Below are 19,294 nucleotides of genomic sequence, written 5' to 3'. Positions count from 1 at the left end.
CCAGATCCTTTGTTGTCGAAATTGGTAAAACAGAAGTACTAATTAAGTATTGGACTGATGGTAATGCAGTAACCGATAGTTGTCCCATGGATACGCTGAATCCCGATGTACCGGATGACGTCTTCGCGGACGTGTTGAAGCAGATCTCCCAGTTCGTGCGTTCGCGTGTCGTGCCGCGTGAACTCGAGATCATGAACACCGATTCGATTCCCGACGATCTGCGGAAACAGTCTGCCGAGATGGGACTGTTCGGCTACGCGATCCCCCAAGAATGGGGCGGGTTGGGTCTGAATCTGATCCAGGACGTCGAGTTCGCGATGGAACTCGGCTACACCTCGTTGTCGTTGCGGTCGATGTTCGGCACCAACAACGGGATCGCCGGGCAGGTGCTCGTGGGCTTCGGTACCGAGGAGCAGAAGGCGAAGTGGTTGCCGGGCATGGCAACCGGCGACATCGTCGCCTCCTTCGCGCTGACCGAGGACGGAGCCGGATCCAATCCTGCGGGCTTGAGGACAACGGCGAAGGTCGACGGCACTGGGTGGGTCATCAACGGCAGCAAGCGGTACATCACCAATGCCCCGATCGCGAACATGTTCGTCGTCTTCGCCAAGCTGGATCCGAAACCGGAGAGCGGCAACGGTATTGCGGTATTCTTGGTCCCTGCCGACACCGCCGGGATCGAGGTGGGCGTCAAGGACGCGAAGATGGGGCAGCAAGGCTCCGGAACGGCCGATGTGAACTTCACCGACGTGCGGGTCGAGGCCGACGCACTGGTGGGCGGCAACGGCGATATCGGGTACAAGGCGGCGATGACGTCGTTGGCGCGGGGGCGGGTGCATATCGCGGCGCTGGCTGTCGGTCAGGCGCAGCGTGCGTTGGACGAGTCGGTCTCGTACGCTGCGGCGTCCACTCAGGGCGGGGAGCCGATCGGTAACTTTCAGTTGGTGCAGGCGATGATCGCCGATCAGCAGGTCGGGGTGATGGCGGGCCGGGCGATGGTGCGTGAGGCGGCGCGGGCGTGGGTGCAGGAGACCGATCGGCGTATCGCCCCGTCTGCGGTGAAACTGTTCTGCACCGAAATGGTGGGCAAGGTTGCCGATCTCGCTGTCCAAATCCACGGCGGTGCCGGATACATGCGTGAGGTGCCGGTCGAACGCATCTACAGGGACGTGCGACTGCTCCGGCTGTACGAGGGCACCAGCGAAATCCAGCGGTTGATCGTCGGCGGTGGCCTGATCAGGGCCGAACAGAAGCGCAACTCGTGAGCGCACCACTCGAAGGCTTCACCGTTGTCGCGATCGAGCAGGCCGTCGCAGCGCCGCTCGCCACCCGTAATCTCGCCGACCTGGGTGCTCGTGTCATCAAGGTCGAACGCACCGACGGTGGAGACCTGGCGCGGGGATACGACCACGCGGTCCACGGCACCGGAGCGCACTTCGTGTGGCTCAACCGGGGCAAGGAATCACTCGCGGTAGATCTGAAGTCGGTGGAGGGATGCGAGATCGTTCGCGGACTGATCGACGACGCCGACGTGTTCGTCCAAAACCTTGCCCCTGGCGCGGCAGAGCGTCTCGGTTTCGGTGCCGACGAATTGCGCACAGCCAACCCGCAACTGGTAGTGGTGAACATGTCCGGATTCGGCAGAGGTGGTCCGATGCAGGACCGGAAATCCTACGACATGCTGATCCAGGCCGAATCGGGCTTGATTTCCATCACTGGAACTCCGGACGAGCCGGCCAAGACCGGAATACCCACCGCTGATATCGCGACCGGAATGTACTGCGCACAATCGGTTCTCGCGGCGTTGCTGCGGCGCGGACGAACCGGCGAGGGTGCGACCATCGATGTCTCCATGCTCGATTCGACCGTGGAGTGGATGGGTCACGCGATGTACACGCAGATGTACACCGGTGCGCAACCTCAGCGCATGGGAGTAAGCCACAGCTCGATCGCGCCGTATGACGCCTACCCGACGCTCGATGGCCAAATCCTGATCGGTGTGCAGAACGACCGGGGCTGGCGAACGCTCGTCTCGGATGTACTGAGCGTGCCCGAGTTGGCCGATGACCCGCGTTTCGCGACAAATGTTCTGCGCGTGCAGAACCGCACCGAATGCGACGCTGTTGTAGCCGCCCGCACATCGCTTTTCGCGACCGTCGACCTGGACGCAAAACTGGCGTCGGCCGGCATTCCTGCAGCGCAGGTCAAGCAGATGGATCAGGTCGTCGCCCATCCTCAGCTCGTCGAACGTGATCGATGGCGAACGGTCGGCACCGAACACGCCACAGCACGGTCGCTTCTACCGCCGGCTACATTCTCCGATCACGAAGCGCCGATGGGCGATGTTCCCGCACTCGGCCAGCACACCCGCTCACTGCTGATCGAATCAGGTCGCGGCCACGACGAAGCAGACGGCCTTCTGCGCCAGGGTATCGCCGTACAGAATTCAGCTTTCGATGCCGACTTCGTCCGATGAGAGTCGGCACCACCACAGAACAGGACTTCTCATGATTTCAGGTCGTACGGCCGTCATTACCGGCGGCGCTCAGGGCATCGGTTTGGCGATCGCCACGATGTTCGCGGATCACGGTGCCAACATCGTCATCGGTGACCTCGACGAGTCGAAGGCCAAGGAAGCCGCGGAAGCTCTGCCAACCCCTGCTGTCGGCGTTCGTTGCAATGTCACGTCCGCCTCCGACGTACAGGCCCTGGTGGACACTGCCGTCGCGTCGTTCGGGTCGATCGACGTCATGGTCAACAATGCGGGAATCACCCGTGACGCGACCATGCGGAAGATGACAGAAGAGCAGTTCGATCAGGTGATCGACGTGCATTTGAAGGGCTGCTGGAACGGTACGAGAACTGCGGCCGGTGTCATGCGCGAGAACGGCGGTGGATCGATCATCAACCTGTCTTCGATCTCGGCGAAGGTCGGTTTCGTAGGCCAGAGCAACTACTCGGCGGCCAAGGCCGGAATTGTGGGACTGTCCAAAGCAGCGGCCAAAGAGGTTGCACACCTGGGTGTTCGGGTCAACGTCATTCAGCCAGGACTGATCAAGACAGCGATGACCGAGGCCATGCCGCAGAAGGCGTGGGATCAGAAGATGTCGGAAATACCGATGCAGCGTGCGGGGGACCCACGTGAGGTTGCCTCGGTGGCGTTGTTCTACGCATCCGATCTGTCGTCCTACATGACCGGCACCGTCTCCGAGGTGACCGGCGGACGTTACATGTAGCCATCGATTCCATCTCTCGTTAGCCAATCCCGCCTGTTAAGGAATCTTCATGCCAGACGCTGTCATCTGTGAACCGTTGCGCACACCCGTCGGACGATTCGGGGGAGTGTTTCGCGATGTGTCACCGCAGCAACTCGCCGCCGTGTTGATCGAAGAGATCTGCGCCCGTACCGGACTGGAGGGCGGTGCCATCGACGACGTCGTTTTGGGACAGGCGTCGCCCAACGGCGAAGCACCGGCTATTGGACGGGTTGCCGCACTGGATGCGGGTCTCGGAATCGATGTTCCAGGTCTGCAGGTCGACCGCCGGTGCGGGTCGGGACTGCAAGCAGTCCTACAGGCGTGCATGCAAGTGCTCACGGGCGGTGGCGATCTGGTGTTCGCAGGTGGTGTGGAAAGTATGAGTCAGGCCGAGTTCTACGCAACCGGAATGCGATGGGGAGTCAAGGCCGAATCGGTAGCGCTGAGCGATCGACTGGCTCGGGCCCGCGTCACTGCGGGAGGGGCACACTTTCCTGTTCCCGGTGGGATGATCGAAACCGCTGAGAATTTGCGAGCAGAGTTCTCGATCAGTCGTGAAGATCAGGACGAACTTGCCGTCCAGTCGCATCATCGCGCCGTGGCCGCGCAAAAGAATGGAGTGTTCGCGGAAGAGATCGTGGGAGTCCCGGTACCGCAGCGGCGCGGTGATCCGATCGTGGTCGATACCGACGAACATCCGCGGGCCGACACCTCTGTCGACAGTCTGGCGAAGCTCCGTCCGATTCGCTCGAAGATCGATCCGGCTTCTACTGTCACCGCAGGTAATGCCAGCGGTCAGAACGACGGCGCCGCCCTCGCCATCGTGACCACTCCTGGGCGTGCAGCCGAGCTCGGGCTACGGCCGATCGCCCGATTGGTGAGTTGGTCGGTCGCCGGTGTACCGCCGCGGACCATGGGAATCGGACCGGTCCCGGCGTCCGAGAAGGCTCTCGGTCGTGCAGGTTTGACCATGGCCGATATGGACGTCATCGAGTTGAACGAAGCCTTCGCCGCACAGACCTTGGCGGTCCTGCGGACATGGGGTATCGAGCCGGACGATCATCGGTTGAATCCGAACGGTTCGGGAATTTCACTCGGCCACCCGGTCGGTGCCACAGGTGGCCGGATTCTCGCCACACTTCTTCGTGAAATGCGGCGGCGTGATGTTCGATACGGGCTGGAAACCATGTGCATCGGGGGAGGCCAGGGTCTTGCTGCTGTCTTCGAGAACATCGGTCAGTAGGAGTGCGTGCTGATCTCGAAGTTGTGGACGCATTTCGCCCAACATTGCTCCATCGGGAGTGAGGCTGGCGGCGGAGTTCGTTGACACAGATGTGGCCTCATCGGACGCGCACAGAAGACTGAGGTGTTCTCCAGATCGGACACGAGTCCATGTGGATACGGGATGGAACATCCTGGTCCGCCCGCGTCCGAGCGATTGTTCTCGTTGACACGAGAGTGACACATCTCGGTACAGATGGGCATGGATTGACTTGCACCTCCATGGACGAAAACTGTTGTGAAGCAATAGAATGTGGATTCACGGGAGTCCATCGGAATCCATCCTTCCGGACTTAAAATCCGCACAGTGTCGGTTCGAGTCCGACTGGGGGCACCACAGTCCATATGGATCCGGAGTTCTGCATCAGGGCAGTGGTTTTCGGGTGGTAGCTTTTGGATCCGCGTGAATCCAGTGTGTTCGTCGTCGCTGCATTTTCGCGTTCGTGCTGCTCGGGGTCAGCGATCGTGCCAAAATGGCCTCTCCGCGCGTGGCTCGGTGTCACGAGGCTGTCACAACTAGGCCTGGCGAAATATCTGCTTTCCTCAACGGAGAATGCCGTCGAGAACTGTCGCCATCTCTCGAATAGCTGCCATCCCCACGATAGGTTGCGCGGTACTGTCCGAATCGAACGGAACATCGAATCGCAGTCTCGAAATGTGTGGTGGTCATTGCTTTTCTTCTTGCGGCGAGACATACGGGTGCGGAATCAGTAGGTGCACCCTTGCGACGAGCTCGAGTGCGGTGTCGCTATCGGCTCCGTCGAATACTGCGGTGTGTATGCCGCGCATGGCTCCGGTGAGGAGGCGTGCGGCCGCGGACAGGTTTGTGGTGCTGTCGATCTGCCCTGCTTCCGCAGCGGCGCGGAGCAGTTCGACGATTGCGTCCACGAAGCTGTCGTGCCAATGTTCAGCTGTTCCTTCGGATTTTGGTACTCCGAGGTTGCGGAACAATACGTGAGTTCGTGGGGTGTCGTAGATGCTCTCGGCGGCGATCCGGAGAAATGTCTGCAGTTGCTCGAGAGGGGTGTCCGGCCAGGTGGCGTCGGCTGATCTGTCGTGGATGCGCCCGATCAGAACGGTGGCCGCATCGTTCACCGCGGCCTGGAACAGCTCACGTTTGGTGGGGAAGTGGTGGAATGCCGTTCTGGGTGCGAGACCGCATCGTGCAGCCACACTTTCGATCGTGATGTCTGCGTAGTCGGCGTGCCGTAGTAGTTCTTGGGTGGCCTCGATGAGTCGTGCCGGTGCGGGCCCGGGTTCGTCTGTGGTCGACGACCCGGCCCAGCGATAGAGCGTGGTGGTGTGGATGCCCAAGGCTGTCGCGACGGCCGTTGGGCTTTCGGATCCTCCGAATGCGCGTGCCACTGCATCCTTGCGGTCTGCGAGTGTGAATCTGGAAACCCTGGCCATGATCGTGACAGTACATTCTCGGGAGAAGCGGGGACTTTGTCGGTTCGAAGACTCAGTGGAGCATTCGCGCGAGGGCGGGCAGGAGAACTCGTGTGGGGACGAGACCTGCCGCGTTGGCCTGGATGGTGTTTCGTCGACCCGAGATAATCTGTGGTCGGGAACGTCTGGAGTCGAGTGTGCGCATCGCTGTGGCAACGACGTCGGTCGGTGTTTGGTAGCTGCCGGTCGCTGCGGCCGAGTCTCCGATGACGTCGAAGAATTCGGTGCGGGTCGGGCCTGGGTTGAGTGCGAACACTCGGACGCCGTGTCTCGCTGACTCGAACCACAGGGACTGGCTGAAGCTCAGGACGAATGCTTTTGCGGCCGCGTACACCGCGAGTGTCGGAACAGGTTGGAACGCAGTCGTGCTGGCCACGTTGACGATGGTTCCTGTCCTGCGGGTGATCATGTCGGGAAGGAAGGCCGAGCAGATGTCCACGACAGCGCGGATGTCGACGGCGACGAGGCGCGCGAAGTCGTCGGCGTCGCCGTCTACGAACGGACCCTGTACGGCGAATCCGGCGTTGTTGACGACCAGATCGATGCGCTCGGGGACGACCTCCCGTAACCGGCGTCCGCTCGCTTCCTCCGACAGGTCCCAGGCCACCGTCCGGCAGTGGATACCGTGGGTTCGCTCCAATTCGTCCGCCAAGGTCGTCAGACGGTCTTCTCGTCGTGCGACGAGAACGAGATCGGAGCCCCGGGCGGCCAACACTCGCGCGAACTCGGCACCGATTCCCGAGCTCGCGCCGGTCACCAGCGAGCGGCCAGGCCGATAGCGAGAACCTCGTCGGTTCATCGGACCGAACCGGCGGGCGTGCGCCCGAGCTCAGCGGCCGAGCGACGTGCAAACTCTTCGTACGACGTGGGTGCGTGTCCGAGCAGAGTCGGGAGAACTGTCAGGTCTCCGGCCGGTAGGCCGTGAGCGTCGTAATGGGTCATCATCGTGCGGTACGCCTCGCGTGCATCTGCCGGCCAGTTCTTCATGTCGCGAGGGTTCGCGGCAGCCTGGGCACCGCGAACGAGGTGACCGACCGAATGCAACTTGGTCGATCGCACGGAATGCCCGACGACCGAGGCGAGTGCGGGCAGCACGTCGAGTGAATTCGTCAGCGACGATGGTGGGATCCGAATGGCGGTGACCCGGTGTCCCAACACGCGTGACCAGATCTCTGCCATCTCGTGGCGCGTGAGTTCCACCGTGGACAGGTCGTACGTGCAACCGGTGTGCGGCGACGGGTCGATCAGGATGTTCGCCGCTGCTTCGGCGACGTCGGCGACATCGACGACACCCATGACGCTGTCCGGTGAGACCGGGTACGGCATGACTCCGGCCTGCAGGAAGTCCCATACTTCCAGGTAGTTCTGCATGTAGTGCGACGGCCTGAGTACCGTGGTGGGGATTCCGCTCTCGCGCAAGAGGCCCTCGGCTATGTCCTTCTGGTGATGGTGCGTCAGCTGATGCAGATTCGGATGGATCACAGAGTGGAATACGATGTGCTGCAATCCATTCGAAGGTGCCGATGCGATCAAATTTTCGATGATCGGTCTTTCGTCGATGATCTGCGTCGGCGCTGCGTGGTAGAGAACATCGGCCCCAGCCAGGGCAGCGTCCAGCGTCGCGGCAGACCGTAGATCGCCTACGACGACCCCCGTCGCCCCATCCCGGCGGGTGGTCGCGGCCTGAACTTCGTTCTTCACGACAGCGCGGATCGGCACATCCCGTGCAGCCAATTGTCGAACGAGCAGACGGGTTACTCCGCCTGCGGCACTGGTCACTGTGATCATCGGACCTCCTCGATGGTGGGCGCGGTGAACCTCGGCGCATTTGCAAATATTGCATAATGAGTGCAAATAAAGCAAGGAGGGTGAGGCGGCGTGGGTGGTGTATCCCTCGCAGGCCATCAGAGCCGTGAGGGCTTGTTTGCGCTGACGGTGCCAGGCAAGTGCGACGGCCGACCCGACGCCCAAGATGGTTCCGCCGACGAACCCGCCGAAGTTGGCCGCAGGCGGGGCCACCAGCGTGACCAGCATGGCTACGACCCCGGCTCGCCATTCCTAGCAGTGACGCGCCTCGCTCACGGCACCTTCGGTGGATTGTCGGGGAGGAGAAGCGCAGCGATATCGTTCCCGATCGGCACGGCGTTGTTGATGTCGGAGTTGGTGGTCGGTCCGGGCGTGACGTACACGACAATGGTTGTCTTCGAACCGGTTTCGTAGAATGCAACGCCGTTGTAACCCCCGAAGGCTGGATTCATGAAGAGCCAGCTGCCGAGATGTACCGTGCCGAACGCGAAGTACCTGTCCGCGGTCAGCGGACCGAGCCCTGCCGTGGAGGCGGCCATCATTTCGTTGAAAAGGTTGTCGGACAGTAATTCTCCGGTACCGAGTGCGCGAACCCAACGGCCGATATCAGTCACCGTCGAGTTCATGTTGCCACTGTTGAGGAACGCCGTGGGATTCCAGAAAGTGGAGTCCTCGAACATGCCGCGCTCGTTCGTGTAACCGTGCAGTATCGGCTCGGTCATCTGGGGTGTCAGCACCACGTTGCTTTCGTTCATGCCGAGCGGTGCGAGAATCTGCTCCTCCAGTAGTTCTTTGAGGGGCTTGCCTGTCGCCTTTTCGAGCACCACGCCGAGCAGACACAGATCGCTGTGTGCGTAGGCAAAGTCGGTGCCCGGTTCGAACAGCGGTGGTCGGGCATTGGCCAACTCGAAAATCTGCTCGGCTGTGAACCCTTCGATCGGATTGGCATAGAACGTTTTCAGAAACTCGGGGTTTGTCACGTAGTCCGAGATGCCGGTGGTGCTGTTGGCGAGCATACGCGGGGTGATTTGATCGGCGCGGGGAAAGTCGGGTACCCACTTGGCGATCGGCTCGTCGAGACTGAGCGTTCCGTCTTGGCTGAGCTGCAAAAGAACCGTCGACAGCATCGGTTCCATGGGCTGGCCGACACGCAATTGCATGTCAGGCGTGGCGGGTACGCCCAGCGGAGATCCGCCCAGTGCGCCGACGACGACTTCCTCGTCGCCGCGCCATACGCCGAATACAGCACCGCTGAGATCGAATTCGGCTAGTTTGCCGCGAACGATATCGACGATCGCCCCGGCATCGGCGTTTGCCACATCAAGTGGTTTCTCGGTCGTTTGCTGATCGGTGCCACTGCGATTGTCCGACCCGCAGGAGACGCTGGAGAACGCAAGAGCCAAGCCGAGCACGGTGATCGCACTGCGCCGCAGCCGACTACGGGTCGACGACCTCATGAGCTTGATCCCTTCGTGCGCAGAGTCAAGTGGGAGTCGCTGCTCACGCAATGTCAGCTTCGACGGGGCAATTTTACCTTCCGCGCAGATCGTGCACATACGATTCGACCACTCGAAAGGCGCATATATCTCACGTCGGCGCGCCGGAGGGTGCCGGTGTCGTCGAAGCTGTCGGCGCGTTGGTGACCTCGGTTGGGATTGGCGACTCGGTGGTCTTGTCGGTGGACTCGGTCGAGTCCCATCGTCGAGCTGGCCCGACAGTGGTTTCGGTTCCGCGGGTCACTGGTGCCCGTCCCGGCCATACTGAGGGCTCATGGCCGGGGGCACAGCCCCTGCACGCGAAACACAATCTTGATTACCATTCAAGACGCTGCTACCTTCTTGAATAGCAATCAAGAAAGCTGGACCCGGTCGATGCCACCGGATCGCCCTCACTTCGACACGAGAGACTCGCCATGCCTAGCAGTGACGCGCCGGCCGAATACTCCCGCAGTGACGAATGGTTCGACTCCGAAGGCTTGCGCTGTGCGGTAGCGGTGTTCCGGCCGGCTGCGGCCACGACCGACACGCCTGCAGTGGTGATGGCTCACGGGTTCGGCACTCCCCGCGCCCTCCGGCTCTACAGCTACGCGGACGCATTCGCCCGTGCTGGGTACACGGTCCTCGTCTTCGACTACCGGCATTTCGGCGACAGTGAAGGCGAGCCGCGCCAGCTTCTCGATATCGCCAAGCAGCAGCAGGATTACCGCAATGCCATCGCGTACGCCCGATCGCTGGACGGTGTCGATTCCCGACGCATCGTCGGCTGGGGCACCTCGTTCGCAGGTGGCCACGTCCTCACCCTGGCCGGTACGGGCGAGAACTTCGCGGCGGTCATCGCGCAGGTCCCACACGTCAGCGGTCCTGCAGCCGTGCGGGCAACGGGCCTTCGCAGCACGCTACGCGTTCTGCCCTCTGCCGTGATCGACCAAGGTCGGGCTGTGCTGAGGCTGTCGCCGCGCTACATCGATTCCGTGGGTCGACCGGGAGATGTGGCAGTGATGACTACCCCCGACGCGATGGACGCACGCGACCGACTCTTTGCTGCATCCGGCCTGAAGGACGGCGACTATCCCGAAAATGTCGCCGCACGAATTCTCCTGAGAATCGGCTTGTATTCGCCCGGTCGCACTGCAGGTGCGATCAGGTGCCCCGCAGTCGTTCAGATCATGTCCGGAGACGCGGTGACCCCGGCTTCGGTCGCGTTGAAGGCGGCATCGAAGATCCCAGGCGTGACCGTTCACATTCACCCCGGCGGCCACTTCGACCCCTACGTGGAACCGATGTTCCCGACGGTGATCGAGGAGCAGTTGGCGTTCCTGAGGACAGCGGTACCCCTCGCATCCTGAAGCATCGACGAATCCCGAAGCCAGATAAAGCCCGGCGTCACTCGGCTCGGGGCGAATCAGTCGCGCTGCCCAGCCACGACTGCAATACCAGTGCTTGTTCGATGTCGAACCGATGCCCGGCGATCGGGTGGCCGAGCATCTGTTCGGCGCTCTTGACTCGGTACTTCACCGTGTTGTAGTGCAGGTGGAGTGTCTGCGCTGTTGCCTTGTGGCTGGACTGATGGTCGAAAAAGGCGCGGAGCGTCTCGCGTAGCCGCCGCGCCAGGTCGGTGTCGTCGGCAAGTGGGCCGAGAGTGTCCCGAATCAACTGACGGGAGCGGGCCAGGTCCGCGCTTGCCAATGCACTGAATGCCAGGCCCGGATCCTCGTACGAGGTGACGATGCGGTCTCCGGGAGCAGCGAGGAGGGCCATGGAACGGGTCTGCTGCGCGTGCAGATGCGAGGTCCTGAAGCCCGTGCTGCCGAATTCTGTTGTGCCCAGGGCTACGTGGGCGCAACCGGATCTGTCGTCGATCAGCTGACGGACGCTGTTCGCATCGAGTCGTCCCGCCCCGCGGCCGGTCGGTATCCACACCCACGCGGTCAGGTTGTCTGCTGCCACGAACAGGGGCGTCGGGTTCTCGTCGAGCGTCTCGCACATCCGGTGGGCCAACTGCTCGAGGGCAGGCAACCCGTCGTGCTCGGATTCAGGCGTGTCCATCCACAAGATCGCTGCGCAGTGGTGGCGGTCCAGTTGATACCCGATTGCCTGGGACGCCTGGTTGTCGTCCGTCGAGCCGGAGTTCGACAGCAGCTCCCGTATGCGGGTTGCTCGGACGTTGTTTCGATTGGCGAGCCACCGTTCGTGTTCGACCTGATATGCGGTGACGACCTGCTCCGAGATCCAGTCGATGTACACCGAGCTGATCGAAACGATGTGGTGCGAAACCTTCAGTCCGAGAATGGGATCGATGGAAGACGCCTGAAGTCTGGCGAAGATTCGATCCAACAGCGTGGTCTGGCCGAGCCGGTAGGCACGCACGAGCGCGGTCACGGGAATCGCATGCTGGGCGAGCCTGCGGGCATATTCCATCGCAGCGGAGGGCGCATGCAGATGGTCCGCCGTGATGCCGTGCTGCAAGACATGAAAGACGGTGTCGACGTTGCCCTCGATACTCGCACCGAGCAGTTCGAGCAGCTGACTGTCCTCACCCAGCTCTGCGATCTCACGTTCGAGAACCGCACGAATGTTGCGCGACTCCTCGACCAGGTGCGCGCTCATCTCGGCAATGACGGACGCGACGACAGCTTCGACTGCAGACTCGGCATGAACGTTGATCAGCGGCGGTTGCACGATATCGACAATAGTCCGTCCGTGAATCTGCTGTTGACCGTTTCTCTGGTTCCGCCTCTTGTCTCCCGGAGACAAACGTGGCCCGAAACTTCATTGTCGGGAGATATGGCCTGCGTCACAAAATGCCCATAGCGTTGTGGCGACCGCTTCCTCCAGTGAAGGATCCCCATGCACCTGCCCGACCTTCTCGATCACCGCGCGGCGATCTCTCCTGACGCGGCCGCCATCGCCGACGATCGAGCATCGCTGTCGAATCGAGACGCCACCCTCACCGAGACCGACATCGAATCGCACGTCCAACGCTCTCTGTCGAAGTACAAGTGGCCCGTCGACACCATTTTCGTCGACGAGGTGCCCAAGAATCCCGTCGGGAAGATCGACAAGCCCTCGCTGCGCCGACGTTTGGTCGCACCCGCAGTCTCCACGTAGCCCCAATTCACCTTCTCCGAAAGGAATCACGATGGGTCTGTTGTCACCGACCCTGCCCGATATCGACCTCGGACAGTGGCGTCGCCTCCCTCAGCTCGAACGCCTGAAAATCCAAGTACAGCACTGGGGCGAACACGGTTTCGGCACGCCCGTCGGTGCCTATCTGTTCTACGTGATCAAGATGATCGCGTACGTCACGATCCCACTGTGGATCATCTCCTCGTCGACACCGGGCCTGGGTTCGCTCTCGGAAATCGGATCGTGGTGGACCCAGCCGATTGTCTTCCAGAAGTTCGTCCTGTTCACCGTCCTGTTCGAGGTCATGGGATTCGGCTGCGGCTCAGGGCCGTTGACGATGCGCTTCTTCCCGCCTGTCGGAGGGTTCACCTACTGGCTGCGCCCCGGAACGATGCGGCTGGCACCGTGGCCGAACCGGGTTCCACTGACGGCCGGTGACACCCGCACTTTCGTCGACGTCATCGCGTACGCCGGTTTGCTCGGAGTCCTGATCTGGGGACTGATCTCCGACGGTGTGCCCGGCGGCACCGGCGCCGCAGGCATGCTCGCACCGGCAGTCCCGATTGCCGTGATCGCGCTGCTGGTGCTCGTCGGCCTGCGGGACAAGACCATCTTCCTGGCCGCCCGCTCGGATCAGTACTTCGTCATGATCATCGCCTTCCTGTTCCCCTTCGTGGACATGATCATCGCGCTGAAGTTGGTCATGCTGGCCATCTGGTGGGGTGCTGCGACATCCAAGCTCAACCATCACTTTCCCTTCGTGGTGGCGGTGATGATCTCCAACAGTCCGCTGTTGCCGAGTACCTGGCTCAAGCGCAAGCTCTACCGCAACTACCCCGAAGACATGCGGCCGTCCACCTTCGCGAAATTCGCCGCCCATCAGGGAACTGTCATCGAGTACGTCCTGCCGGCCATCCTGATCTTCTCGATGAACTCGACGCTGACAACCGTGGTCCTGATCGGCCTGACCATCTTTCACCTGTTCATCCTGTCGACCTTCCCCGCCGGGGTACCCCTGGAGTGGAACCTCTTCGTCATCGGTGCCGCGTGGTTCCTGTTCGGCAACTACTCCGGCAGCGAATACTCACTGTGGAACGCCACGAGCATCTGGCCGTATCTGATCGTCGTCGCGTTGATCGCGGGCATCGTTGTCGGAGGAACCAAGCCGCAGTGGATCTCGTTCCTCATGGGCATGCGCTACTACGCAGGAAACTGGGCCACCAACACGTGGATCATGCGACCCGGCGTCGAGGAGCGGCTGCAAGCGGAGATCGTCAAGTCCGCTCCGATGACGAAGTTTCAGCTGCTCGAGCTGTACGACGAGGACACCAGCGAATTCATGATGCAGAAGTTCACCGCCTGGCGGTCGATGCACAGCCACGGACGAGCGCACATGGGTCTGATCTCGCGGGCAGTGGGCAACCGCGAGGAATACGTCATCCGAGAGGGCGAATTCCTCGCCGGAGCGATACTCGGTTGGAACTTCGGTGAAGGGCACCTGCACAATCAACAGTTGTTGGAAGCGCTGCAACGCAAATGCCATTTTTCCGACGGCGACATCCGTGTGGTGATGATCGAAGGGCAGCCGATGCACCGAGGAACCCAGAGCTACCGAATTGTCGACGCGGCAAGCGGAGTCATCGAGGAAGGAACCGTTGCGGTGTCCGACATGATCACCCGCCAGTCGTGGCTGGACGACACGGAGTCGATTCCAGTGACCGTCACCTCGGTGCCCGACGCGGTGGGTCAACGGTGACTACGGCGACAGTCGTCGGTTCGGGGCCCAACGGTCTCGCTGCCGCGGTGACGCTGGCGATGGCCGGCGTCGAGGTGACGGTCCTCGAGATGGCCGACAAGGTCGGCGGTGGCACTCGAACCTCCGAATTGACCTTGCCGGGTGTGCTGCACGACGACTGCTCGGCCGTGCACCCGGTGGGCGCAGCGTCACCGTTCTTCGCGAGTCTCGATCTCGAGGCCCACGGACTGACGTGGAAGTATCCGGAGATCGATGCGGTTCAACCCCTCGACAACGGCAGCGCCGGGGTGCTGCATCGGTCCATCCCCGACACGGCGGCCGGGCTCGGCGCCGACGGTGATGCCTGGCAGCGGTTCTTCGGGCCGCTGTCGGACCGTTTCGACGACCTGGCAACCGACTTGTTCCAGCCGCTGCTGCACATGCCGCGACACCCGATCACGTTGACCAAGTTCGGACTCAACGCATTGGCACCGGCATCGCTCACCGCCCGGCGCTTCCGTACGCCCGAGGCACGCGCGTTGTTTTCCGGTGTCGCGGCCCACGCGCTCTACCCACTGACCCGGCCGACCACCTCCGCCGTCGGAGTGATGATGATCGCCGCCGGCCACAAGTACGGCTGGCCGGTTGCCGAAGGTGGCTCTCGCGCGATCAGCGATGCCCTCGCGTCGGTGCTCACCGAGCACGGCGGAAAGGTCGAAACCGGCATCAGAGTGACTCGGCTGCAGCAGATTCCGCCGAGTGACATCGTGATGCTCGATCTGTCACCGACCGCGATTGTCGAGATCGCCGGTGATGCCCTCCCGAGGAGGGTGGCACGGCCCTACCGTCGATGGCGCTACGGACCCGGCGCTTTCAAGCTCGACCTCGCCGTCGAGGACGGTATTCCCTGGACGAACGAGAGTGCGCGGCGCGCCGGAACCGTTCATCTCGGTGGCACCTTCGAGAAGGTCGCCGCCACCGAACGCGACGTCCATCGAGGAATCATGCCGCGAAAGCCGTTCGTCCTGCTCGGCCAGCAGTACTTGGCCGACCCCACCCGCTCGCAGGGCAATATCCATCCGATCTGGACCTACGCCCACGTCCCCAACGGCTACACCGGTGACGCCAGCGAGGTGATCATCGATCAGATCGAACGCTTCGCCCCGGGGATCCGTAAACGCATCGTCGCGCGCGCTGTCCGATCGACCACGCAGATGCCCACGTACAACCCCAACTACGTGGGCGGCGACATCGTCACCGGCTCGAACGATCCCGGCCAGGTCGCACTGCGCCCGCGTGTGAGCATCAACCCGTACTGGACCGGCATCGACGGGGTCTACATCTGTTCGGCAGCAACCCCTCCAGGGGGAGGGGTACACGGAATGGGCGGGTACAACGCTGCCCAGGCGGCGCTCCGCAAGGTAGCCGGGAGGTAAGCAATCGACCTGGATCGGGTTCGCCTGTCACAGGTGCCCGTCCCGGGAGCGGCAAAGAAACCCGGGATGGTTCATCTCTCGATCATCATCGCTCCCATGGCGGTCATCATGAGAAACGACCCTGCGGTTTCGACCCGCTTCACGCCGCCGTCGACGAGCACTCTGTCCGATACCACGAGCGCCGCCGAAGCCGCCGCCCATAGGATCAGGACCGCGAGACCAAGATGCGTCGGGGTCGTGGAATGCATCGACACATGTGGTAGTTGTGGCACTGTCGTTGACGGGTGCACGGTGTGTGGGGCGAACGGTGATGCGAGCATTGCTGCACTCATCGCAACGAGGTCGACGATGCATCGCGCGCTTTGCGTAGAAGTGGTGTGAGTCGCGGTCAAGTGCCATGCCGCCGCTGTGCACACCGAAACCTGGATGACGATGCACCACACCGCAGCCGAGGGTGCCAAGCTCGCTGCCAGCATCAGGGTCATCGCGACCGCCATTGCCGCATGTCCGATCATGCCCGCGCCAGCTCGAATTGCCCTGTGCATCAGCGGGATCAAGGATCCCAGGACGCCGACTGTGCTTGCTGCGACATGAAGGGTCATTCCGCGGCACGCCGACTGGACGCGCGATGCGTGCCGCACGCAACGAGCGGCATAGATCCCTCCTGACTGCCAGCGGCTCACTGTGTTCGATTCTGCAGTGGCTTACGATTCTCCGCTTCTCGACACTCGATCACTATCGGGGATTCCTTTACTCCCCTTGGGGTTTCCTGACCGAAACGCTTTGTTTCGCAACGGATAGCGGTGTATTGCTTGATCCGAGCCGCAGACATCACGCAAACAGTTGGCGTGATGTAGAGAAGTGAGTATGGTCGTTTTTTGTCAGACAAAGGTGTCCTAGGTCATACCGAGCGTTCTTCGAGAACCCGTGCAAGAAATCCGGGGGGTTCGCCGGACTCTGCACCGTCCGCAGGCCGATCACAGACACTTTGGCCCTTCAGTTGAATCTCTCCCTCACAGTCATAGCTCGTTCCAGTCGACATCCACAATCGAGGTCAACCATGAGTGAATTACCCATCACTGCTCCGGAGCGAGAACGTGAGGGGCACCGACTTCGAGGAACACTTGGAGTATTCGGAGTCGTTCTTCTCGTCGTTGCCGCAGCCGCCCCGCTGACCGCAATCGGTGGAGCGCTTCCGGTCATGTTGGCCATCGGCAACGGTGTGGCGACTCCGATGACGTACGTCGTGACCGCAGTGGTGCTTCTCCTGTTCAGTGTCGGCTATTCGGCAATGAGTCGGTACGTGGTCGACGCGGGCGCTTTCTATGCGTATGTGACAGCCGGCCTGGGACGCCGAATCGGCACAGGCGGTGCCGGCTTGGCGCTGCTGGGGTACACCGCTATTCAGATCGCAATCTATGCTCTGGCAGCGACGACACTGGGCGATCTCGTCGTCGGCTGGGGTGGTCCGGCGCTGCCGTGGTGGGTGTGGGCAACAGTGCTCGTGGCCGTCGTCGCCTTACTGGGATATCGAAGCATCGATCTGGGCGCGAAGGTCCTCGGTGTGCTGCTGGTCCTGGAGGTCGCGGTGGTCCTGGTTCTGTCGATTGCCATCCTGGCCAAGATCGGGTGGTCTGGAATCGAGTTCGATTCGTTTGCTCCGCAGAACTTCTTCGACGGCTCACCAGGGATCGCGATCATGTTCGCCGTCGCCTCGTTCGTCGGCTTCGAGGCGACGGCAATCTACGGAGAGGAGGCACGCAATCCGAAGCGAACGGTACCGATAGCGACCTATAGCGCCATCGTCCTGATCGCGGTGTTCTACGCCTTTGCAAGCTGGACGATCGTGCTTGCCAACGGCAACGTTGCAGTCGTCGATGCCGCGCAGGAGAACACGTCGGGATTGGTCTTCGACACTGCAGGTCGTTTCTTGGGCGCGGCGGCGTCGGAGACGGTGAGCGTTCTCCTGTTGACCAGTTTGTTCGCGGCGCTTCTGGCTTTCCACAACGCCATTGCGCGCTACCTGTACTCCCTCGGACGGAAGGGCATACTGCCGGCCCGCCTCGGTCGAACCCACGGCCGTCATGGTTCCCCTTACTTCGGCTCGGCAGTGCAGACCGTGTCCGCGCTTGTCGTGCTCGCAGCGTTCGCTCTGGGCGGTGCCGATCCCATCCGGCAGATTTTCAGTTGGATGTCCGGAGTGTCCACGGTGTGCATACTGGTGTTGATGATTCTCGTGAGCGCGTCGGTGATCGTGTTCTTCCGGAAGTGCGCAGAGGACGATCGTCGGTGGCACACGCGGATAGCTCCGGTGCTGGGCGCGATGGGTCTGCTGGGCATACTGGCGCTCGTACTCAGCAATTTCACGACGTTGATCGGAGGTTCCTCCTTCATCGCTGTCGTTCTGCTCGGATCGATCGTCGTTGTGTTCGTCGGCGGGGTGAGTATCGATCGCAGCAGGTCCGATCATGGTAAGTCGTGAGCAGGCAGTGCGGATCCGGTCGAAGGAAACCCACCAGGAGTATCACTCGACTGTCGCTGACTCTACGCGATCAGATCCTGACGCCACTGTCGCACAGTCGAGTTCGGCTTTCGGCGGAATGAGGGAGTCGCGATGAAGTTCGTTCACGACACATTGGGCCAACGGGTGCTGTTCGGGCAAGGACTGGTTGTCGAGCACGTGGGCGCGGAGGCGAGGCGTCTGGGGGCTCGAAAAGTGATGCTGATCGCGTCGCCACGAGAGGATGCGCTCGCAGCGCGCCTGACCGACGTACTCCAAAACGTGGTTCGGATCGACGACGTGCGTCAACACGTGCCTCTCGAACACGCTGTACGGATCCGAGGGGTCGCCCGGGACAATGCCGTCGACCTTTTGGTGGCAGTGGGTGGCGGTTCGGCGACAGGCTTGGCAAAAGCGGTTGCTCTGACGGAGGAACTGCCCATCGTGGCGGTACCCACGACCTACTCGGGTTCCGAAGGAACCAACGTCTGGGGTCTTACCGACGAGGGTGTGAAGCGGACTGGAGTGTCCGCAGCGGTTCTTCCCACCTCCATCGTGTACGACACGGATCTGAGCAGGTCACTGCCGGTGCCACTGTCGGTTGCCAGCGGCCTGAACGCATTGGCGCACTCGGTGGACGCGTTGTGGGCACCGGCAGCGGATCCCATAAACCGCGCTCTGGCGTTGGAAGCGACACGTGCCATCAGCGAATCGCTTCGGCGGATCGTCGTCGACCCCGCCGATGAAGAGGCCCGTTCTTCCGCGCTGTACGGAACGTATCTATCTGCAATTGCGTTCGCATCCTCGGGGCCGGCACTGCATCACAAGATCTGCCATATTCTCGGTGGAACGTACGGTCTTCCGCACGCGGAGACGCACGCGGTGATCCTTCCGTATGTCCTCGCGTTCAATTCTCCGTCTGTCCCCGTGCTGGCAACCCGCTTGGCACGGGCGTTGTCGGACGGCGCTGAGGTCGATGCGGCGCGTGCGCTGGAGGATCTGCGCGTCCTCCTCGATGCACCCCGCTCGCTCGACGCGCTGGGGCTTCCGGAGAGCGTCATTGGCGAGCTCGCCTTGCAAACGTTGTCCGTGGCACCTGCGACGAATCCAATGCCGGTAACCATCGAGAACCTCACCGAGCTTCTGTCTGCGGCATGGGCGGGCGCACCGCTACCGCAGATGATTCCACCGAAATAACGGGAGAG

17 protein-coding genes are annotated in these 19,294 nt (G+C 61.9%); 11 read left to right on the top strand and 6 right to left on the bottom strand.

What is annotated here, in order from left to right; genetic code table 11:
* The first annotated feature begins 86 nt into the window (after window positions 1–86).
* From KVY23_RS04355 to KVY23_RS04340, 4 genes are read left to right on the top strand one after another with little or no spacing between them, the layout of a single operon-like run.
* Window positions 87–1,265: an acyl-CoA dehydrogenase family protein gene (locus KVY23_RS04355; RefSeq protein ID WP_230555453.1), complete on the top strand. Its 1,179-nt coding sequence runs from the start codon at window positions 87–89 to the stop codon at window positions 1,263–1,265.
* A complete protein-coding gene (locus KVY23_RS04350) occupies window positions 1,262–2,476 on the top strand; it encodes a CaiB/BaiF CoA-transferase family protein (RefSeq protein ID WP_230555452.1) in 1,215 nt (404 codons plus the stop codon). The genes KVY23_RS04355 and KVY23_RS04350 overlap by 4 nt, the downstream gene beginning before the upstream one ends.
* A 31-nt stretch (window positions 2,477–2,507) precedes the next feature.
* Complete coding sequence (gene fabG, locus KVY23_RS04345; protein ID WP_230555451.1) at window positions 2,508–3,236, top strand: 3-oxoacyl-ACP reductase FabG; 729 nt, start codon at window positions 2,508–2,510, stop codon at window positions 3,234–3,236.
* 49 nt (window positions 3,237–3,285) lie between these two features.
* Window positions 3,286–4,500, top strand: coding sequence for an acetyl-CoA C-acetyltransferase (locus KVY23_RS04340; protein ID WP_230555450.1), 1,215 nt, complete (start codon window positions 3,286–3,288; stop codon window positions 4,498–4,500).
* Window positions 4,501–5,204: 704 nt separating this feature from the next.
* Here KVY23_RS04340 and KVY23_RS04335 read toward each other — a convergent pair.
* From KVY23_RS04335 to KVY23_RS04320, 4 genes are all read right to left on the bottom strand, one after another.
* On the bottom strand, window positions 5,205–5,948 hold the full coding sequence (locus tag KVY23_RS04335; RefSeq protein ID WP_230555449.1) for a TetR family transcriptional regulator: 744 nt from the start codon (window positions 5,946–5,948) through the stop codon (window positions 5,205–5,207).
* Window positions 5,949–6,000: 52 nt separating this feature from the next.
* Entirely contained in the window at window positions 6,001–6,786 is a 786-nt protein-coding gene (locus KVY23_RS04330) for an SDR family oxidoreductase (protein ID WP_230555448.1), read from the bottom strand.
* Window positions 6,783–7,775, bottom strand: a complete 993-nt coding sequence (locus KVY23_RS04325) for an NmrA family NAD(P)-binding protein (protein WP_230555447.1) — start codon at window positions 7,773–7,775, stop codon at window positions 6,783–6,785. The genes KVY23_RS04330 and KVY23_RS04325 overlap by 4 nt, the downstream gene beginning before the upstream one ends.
* A 290-nt stretch (window positions 7,776–8,065) precedes the next feature.
* Entirely contained in the window at window positions 8,066–9,250 is a 1,185-nt protein-coding gene (locus KVY23_RS04320; RefSeq protein WP_230555446.1) for a serine hydrolase, read from the bottom strand.
* 455 nt (window positions 9,251–9,705) lie between these two features.
* Between KVY23_RS04320 and KVY23_RS04315 the strand changes: the two genes are divergently transcribed.
* Window positions 9,706–10,638 (top strand): alpha/beta hydrolase, encoded by a 933-nt coding sequence (locus KVY23_RS04315; RefSeq protein WP_230555445.1) that lies wholly within the window; start codon window positions 9,706–9,708, stop codon window positions 10,636–10,638.
* 37 nt (window positions 10,639–10,675) lie between these two features.
* Here the strand turns inward: KVY23_RS04315 and KVY23_RS04310 are convergent, their stop codons facing one another.
* A complete protein-coding gene (locus KVY23_RS04310) occupies window positions 10,676–11,971 on the bottom strand; it encodes a CdaR family transcriptional regulator (RefSeq protein ID WP_230555444.1) in 1,296 nt (431 codons plus the stop codon).
* Window positions 11,972–12,139: 168 nt separating this feature from the next.
* On the opposite strand from KVY23_RS04310, the gene KVY23_RS04305 reads away from it, so the two are divergent.
* The 3 genes from KVY23_RS04305 to KVY23_RS04295 are packed head-to-tail and all read left to right on the top strand — an operon-like array spanning window position 12,140 to window position 15,589.
* Complete coding sequence (locus KVY23_RS04305; RefSeq protein WP_230555443.1) at window positions 12,140–12,400, top strand: hypothetical protein; 261 nt, start codon at window positions 12,140–12,142, stop codon at window positions 12,398–12,400.
* A 31-nt stretch (window positions 12,401–12,431) separates the two neighbouring features.
* Window positions 12,432–14,174, top strand: coding sequence for a DUF3556 domain-containing protein (locus tag KVY23_RS04300; protein WP_230555442.1), 1,743 nt, complete (start codon window positions 12,432–12,434; stop codon window positions 14,172–14,174).
* On the top strand, window positions 14,171–15,589 hold the full coding sequence (locus KVY23_RS04295; RefSeq protein ID WP_230555441.1) for an NAD(P)/FAD-dependent oxidoreductase: 1,419 nt from the start codon (window positions 14,171–14,173) through the stop codon (window positions 15,587–15,589). Before KVY23_RS04300 ends, KVY23_RS04295 begins: the two co-directional genes overlap by 4 nt.
* Window positions 15,590–15,660: 71 nt before the next feature.
* On the opposite strand, the gene KVY23_RS04290 is transcribed toward KVY23_RS04295, so the two are convergent.
* Window positions 15,661–15,837: a hypothetical protein gene (locus KVY23_RS04290; protein ID WP_230555440.1), complete on the bottom strand. Its 177-nt coding sequence runs from the start codon at window positions 15,835–15,837 to the stop codon at window positions 15,661–15,663.
* 178 nt (window positions 15,838–16,015) lie between these two features.
* On the opposite strand from KVY23_RS04290, the gene KVY23_RS04285 reads away from it, so the two are divergent.
* The 3 genes from KVY23_RS04285 to KVY23_RS04275 all read left to right on the top strand — a co-directional run bounded on the left by KVY23_RS04285 (window position 16,016) and on the right by KVY23_RS04275 (window position 19,286).
* Complete coding sequence (locus tag KVY23_RS04285; RefSeq protein WP_230555439.1) at window positions 16,016–16,183, top strand: hypothetical protein; 168 nt, start codon at window positions 16,016–16,018, stop codon at window positions 16,181–16,183.
* A 466-nt stretch (window positions 16,184–16,649) separates the two neighbouring features.
* Window positions 16,650–18,071 (top strand): APC family permease, encoded by a 1,422-nt coding sequence (locus KVY23_RS04280; protein ID WP_230555438.1) that lies wholly within the window; start codon window positions 16,650–16,652, stop codon window positions 18,069–18,071.
* A 132-nt stretch (window positions 18,072–18,203) separates the two neighbouring features.
* Window positions 18,204–19,286 carry a maleylacetate reductase gene (locus KVY23_RS04275; RefSeq protein ID WP_230555437.1) on the top strand — a complete coding sequence of 361 codons (1,083 nt, stop codon included), beginning with the start codon at window positions 18,204–18,206 and terminating at the stop codon, window positions 19,284–19,286.
* The last annotated feature ends 8 nt before the right edge of the window (window positions 19,287–19,294 follow it).

This window comes from Rhodococcus sp. I2R, from assembly GCF_020889545.1.
Taxonomy (GTDB): Bacteria; Actinomycetota; Actinomycetes; order Mycobacteriales; family Mycobacteriaceae; genus Rhodococcoides.
Note: the sequence above shows the minus strand (reverse complement) of the source record. Positions and strands in the feature narration are given on the sequence as shown.